The following is a 4,097-nucleotide window of genomic DNA, read 5'->3' on the forward strand; positions in this document are numbered from 1 at the left end:
ATAGATCAATCCTTTCCTCTTGATTGATGTGGCGATGTTTACAAAAAAACAGCTATGGAAAAATAATATTTGAAATTCAGGAAACGAAGCTTTAATTTAGTTAGTAAATTAAACGAACTAATTAAGATGATACAATCCACATGGCAACAGAACTTGAATGGGAATGTCGTCTGGTATTACAGGCACCTGATTGAAACAATCATCTGTCTGGAGGATTTGAAAGTATCAGACTGCAGTGAAAAGGCTGAAATTCCATACCGGGAAGCAGGCAGACAGATTCCGGCCATTGAAGTGAATACAAATGACGTACAAATGACGGATGAAACCGGCTGATGCATTCAGCAGTAAACCGGGGCAGCGGTATGTATATTCCGGGTATCGTGCAAAATGGCAAATTGTTGAAAACGGCAAAAATGGTTTATGTAAAATGATTCCGGATGCCCATTTGATTAAGAAAGGTGATGCTTCCTATCTGAAGAAGGTCAACGAGACCCGTCTTCTCTATATCATTTACAAGGAAGGTCCGGTATCCCGGGTGGATCTTTCCCGGGAAGCTTCCATGTCCAAAGCAGCCGTATCTGAAATTATTAACCGCTTATATAACGCCGGTATGCTTCTGGAGGCGGGAAAAGGGCAGTCCACCTCAAAAGGAGGGAAGCGGCCGACATTGATTAGGCTCAATCCGGACAGGGGATATGTTTTCGGACTTGAGATCAAACGGAGCGAAACCATTGTCGCTCTGGCCAATATCGACGGGGATTTGCTGAATACTTCCGTGATTGAGTATGAAGCCGGATCGCCCATATCCACGATTCTTCAGCGTATTATCCGTGAAATGGAGAATGTCCTCGCTCTGAAGAAGATATCCCATGACAAGCTTATTGCCATTGGTATCGGAGCCCCGGGCCAGATCAATTATTTCGAAGGAAATCTCCTGGTGGCGGATACTTTGAAGAACTGGGCTCATGAACCCATTTCAGGGGTTTTTCAGGAAACCTTTCACGTCCCCGTCATTCTGGAAAATGATGTGAATACCATCGCCCTGGGTGAATACTTATATGGCGTAGGCAAAGATGAAAAAGATCTAGTCTGTATTGCCATCAGTGATGGAATCGGCGCTGGGATTATCCACAATCAAACCCTGGTGAAGGGAGTCCAGGGTGCTGCCGGAGAAATCGGATATATTGAATATGTCCGCTCGGTTGACCGCCCCTTGAAATACATCTGCAACGGTCATATCATTTATGGGGATATCCTGTCAGAGAAGAATTTATTCAGTGCCTTTCAATTGTCTGTCAGTCCCGGGAAAAAAGAACCCTTCAAACGTTCCCGGCTGGCGGAATATCTGGCCATGGCGGAATCAGGAAATCCCCTGGTATGCCGCGTTTTGGATGAATATGCCTATGTGCTGGGATCCCTGTGCCTGAATCTTCAGAAAACCCTGAATCCCGGAGTCATCGTTCTGAATGGCTTTGTAATTGAAAATTCACCCTATCTGCTGAAACGGGTCCACCATGAAGTGGAAGAGAGTTTAAAAAATATTCCCCTCACTTTCCGGTCCAAAATTACCGTTGGAGAGCTGAAAATTGAAGCCGGATTGCGGGGAGCGGTGGTAATGGCTCTGCAAACCCTTTTTAACCCTAACCAGGAAAATCCTTTTCTGGAACGTTTAGCGAGCAGCGTAACATGAAAAAATCAGGACTGATATTGGTATTTTTGGTGATGATGACTGCCTTGTTGCAGGGGGAAGCCATCAGCTGGACCGATACTACCGATGCTTTTAATTTTCCGGAAGGAATCACACTCCATTACGGGCGGCGAAACAGCCCGGCCCTCAATATCTGGGTCCTGGAAGTGGACCTGAACCGGGAAGATCTGGCTGTAAGGCCCTATATTACCACATCTACTGCTCCTGTACGGACATTGGCACAACGTTTTAATGTCTATGCTGCGATTAACGGAGGATATTTCGGCGGCAGCACATCCTATTCGGCCGTGATTTACCCAGGAGAAGTCAAAGCGCGGAATATAGGTGCCGTAACCCGCAACAACCTCTCTTATCCTCTCATGCGGAGCCTGTTCAGTATGGATGAAAACGGCGGTTTATCGGTAGACTGGATCTATCATTTCGGCAGTAAGCCTGAACAAACATACCGGTATGACGCTCCCATGGATTATGTATACAATGATCCCACGCCCAAACCGGCACCTTCTTCTGCGGATGGAATTCCCATGGAGGACTTGCTGGTGGGCATTGGTGGCGGACCGACCCTGGTAAAAGACGGGCAGGTTCATATTACATACAATGAAGAAATTATGTGGGGATCGGGTGTCGGGCTGACGAATAATGATCCACGGACTGCTGTAGGTTATACGGCGGACAGGCATGTGATCATGGTGACTGCAGACGGACGTCAGGTGGCCAGTTCAGGCGTAAGTCTGAATGAACTGGCGGACATTATGATTTCCTTCGGCTGTGTGGAAGCCATGAACCTGGACGGTGGAGGATCTACCCAGATGGCTGTTCCCGGTAAAAATATCAACACTCCCTCGGAAAACAGGTCTGTCCCCGTCATTTTTGCCGTGGTCCATTACGATTCGTTGGGACTTGTGGAATATGACGACAGCGGCATCATTCTCGATACGGAGGATGAAAGATGTGAATTTCTGGGGAGCGACTGGTTTCCTACCGCCAACCCGGGGTACTGGGGTGTGAGTCCGGCCATGCTGAATGTCAAAGGCGAAGGCATGGATCAGGCCGTGTTTTCACCCCGGTTACCCCGGGAAACCGAATACCATGTCTATGCCTGGTGGGTGCCGGCCAGTAACCGCTGCCTTGATACCCCTGTGGTTGTGAAACACAGGGACGGCAGAGATACAGTTCGTGTAAATCAAACACAGGGTGCCGAACAGTGGAATTATATCGGAACCTATCCCTTTGCCGGTGATTCGGCCGAACAGGTAATCATCTCCGATGCCGCTACCTCCGGATTTTATGTCGTGGCTGATGCTGTCCGTTTCATGGATGTAGACAGCTCGGTCACCCGTGTTGTTAAACCGGATCACAGGCTTCATTATGCAAAGGGTTTTACTCTGGGAACGAATTATCCCAATCCCTTTAATGCCGAAACGGTAATTCCTTTGCACATAGATCAACGTGATTACTATACTGCCCGGATCTATTCCCTTCGCGGAACCCATGTTACCACGCTCTTCAATGCCGCTTTGGATAGAGGTGAATACCAATTGACGTGGAATGGTCGAAATATAAAAGGGGAGAAGGTTTCGTCGGGTATTTATTTTCTGCGGTTTACAAACAGTCATACAAGTGAATCACGAAAATTGTTGCTGATGTGGTAGGTGACAGGTTTTATGACGTGGTCACAGATAAATAAGAGAATTCATAAAGACAGGAGAAAAGGTATGAAGAAATTTGGCATCTTAGGAATGCTTGTGATGTTTATGGCATCTCTGGCATTTGGCCAGATATTGACTACCAAATGGGAGATTGCCAAGCGGGAAGCCAATTTGCCCGAATGGTTCACCACGGACCATGATGTACGGGGCATTGCGGCTCACGGAAGTCATCTCTATCTGGGATCATTCCGGGCCAGAGGCATTAAAGTCCTCGATATTGCCACAGGTGCCTTAATCGATACCGTGAACCAGAGTGGTGTTGCTTTGGGCGATGTGGAAGTGGATGCGGACGGTGTGATCTTTGGTTCCTCCATCGTCGGACACTTAGGTCAGTGGCTCCCGGTTGAACCGGTGACCATTTATATGTGGGATTCGATTGACGGGGTCAGGGATACGCTGCTCCGGTTTATGCCTGATACAACAACGGAAACCGGATCAGAATATTTCCGGTTGGGTGACAAATTCACCGTGGACGGAAGTTATGCCGACGGAACCCTGGAAGTTTATCTGGTGGATTCGGGATGGTGGGGCAAACGTGCCTTCAAATTCACAATGGAAGACGGCGTGATGAATCCCGTACCCGAAGAGATTACTTTTTCAGGTGAAACCTTTGACAAGACGGATAATCAGGCAAAAATTGCTCCACTGCCGGGTACGGATGGTTTCCTGTTCAGTGCCAA

At 47.8% G+C, this 4,097-nt stretch carries 4 protein-coding genes; all 4 read left to right on the forward strand.

Going from position 1 to position 4,097, the window contains the following annotated elements:
* Window positions 1-126: 126 nt before the first annotated feature.
* Window positions 127-333: a hypothetical protein gene (locus J7K63_01940; GenBank protein ID MCD6233786.1), complete on the forward strand. Its 207-nt coding sequence runs from the start codon at window positions 127-129 to the stop codon at window positions 331-333.
* Window positions 320-1,690 (forward strand): ROK family transcriptional regulator, encoded by a 1,371-nt coding sequence (locus J7K63_01945; protein MCD6233787.1) that lies wholly within the window; start codon window positions 320-322, stop codon window positions 1,688-1,690. The genes J7K63_01940 and J7K63_01945 overlap by 14 nt, the downstream gene beginning before the upstream one ends.
* A complete protein-coding gene (locus tag J7K63_01950; protein MCD6233788.1) occupies window positions 1,687-3,360 on the forward strand; it encodes a phosphodiester glycosidase family protein in 1,674 nt (557 codons plus the stop codon). Before J7K63_01945 ends, J7K63_01950 begins: the two co-directional genes overlap by 4 nt.
* Window positions 3,361-3,423: 63 nt before the next feature.
* Window positions 3,424-4,097: hypothetical protein (locus J7K63_01955; protein MCD6233789.1), on the forward strand; the 674-nt coding region annotated here is incomplete at its 3' end.

The sequence above is a fragment of the Candidatus Neomarinimicrobiota bacterium genome (assembly GCA_021157965.1).
GTDB lineage: Bacteria > Fidelibacterota > Fidelibacteria > Fidelibacterales > Fidelibacteraceae > Fidelibacter.

Coding starts and splice junctions, on each gene's coding strand:
- J7K63_01945 (MCD6233787.1), top strand. CDS start 320: ATGAAACCGGCTGATGCATTCAGCAGTAAACCGGGGCAGCGGTATGTA.
- J7K63_01950 (MCD6233788.1), top strand. CDS start 1,687: ATGAAAAAATCAGGACTGATATTGGTATTTTTGGTGATGATGACTGCC.
- J7K63_01940 (MCD6233786.1), top strand. CDS start 127: ATGATACAATCCACATGGCAACAGAACTTGAATGGGAATGTCGTCTGG.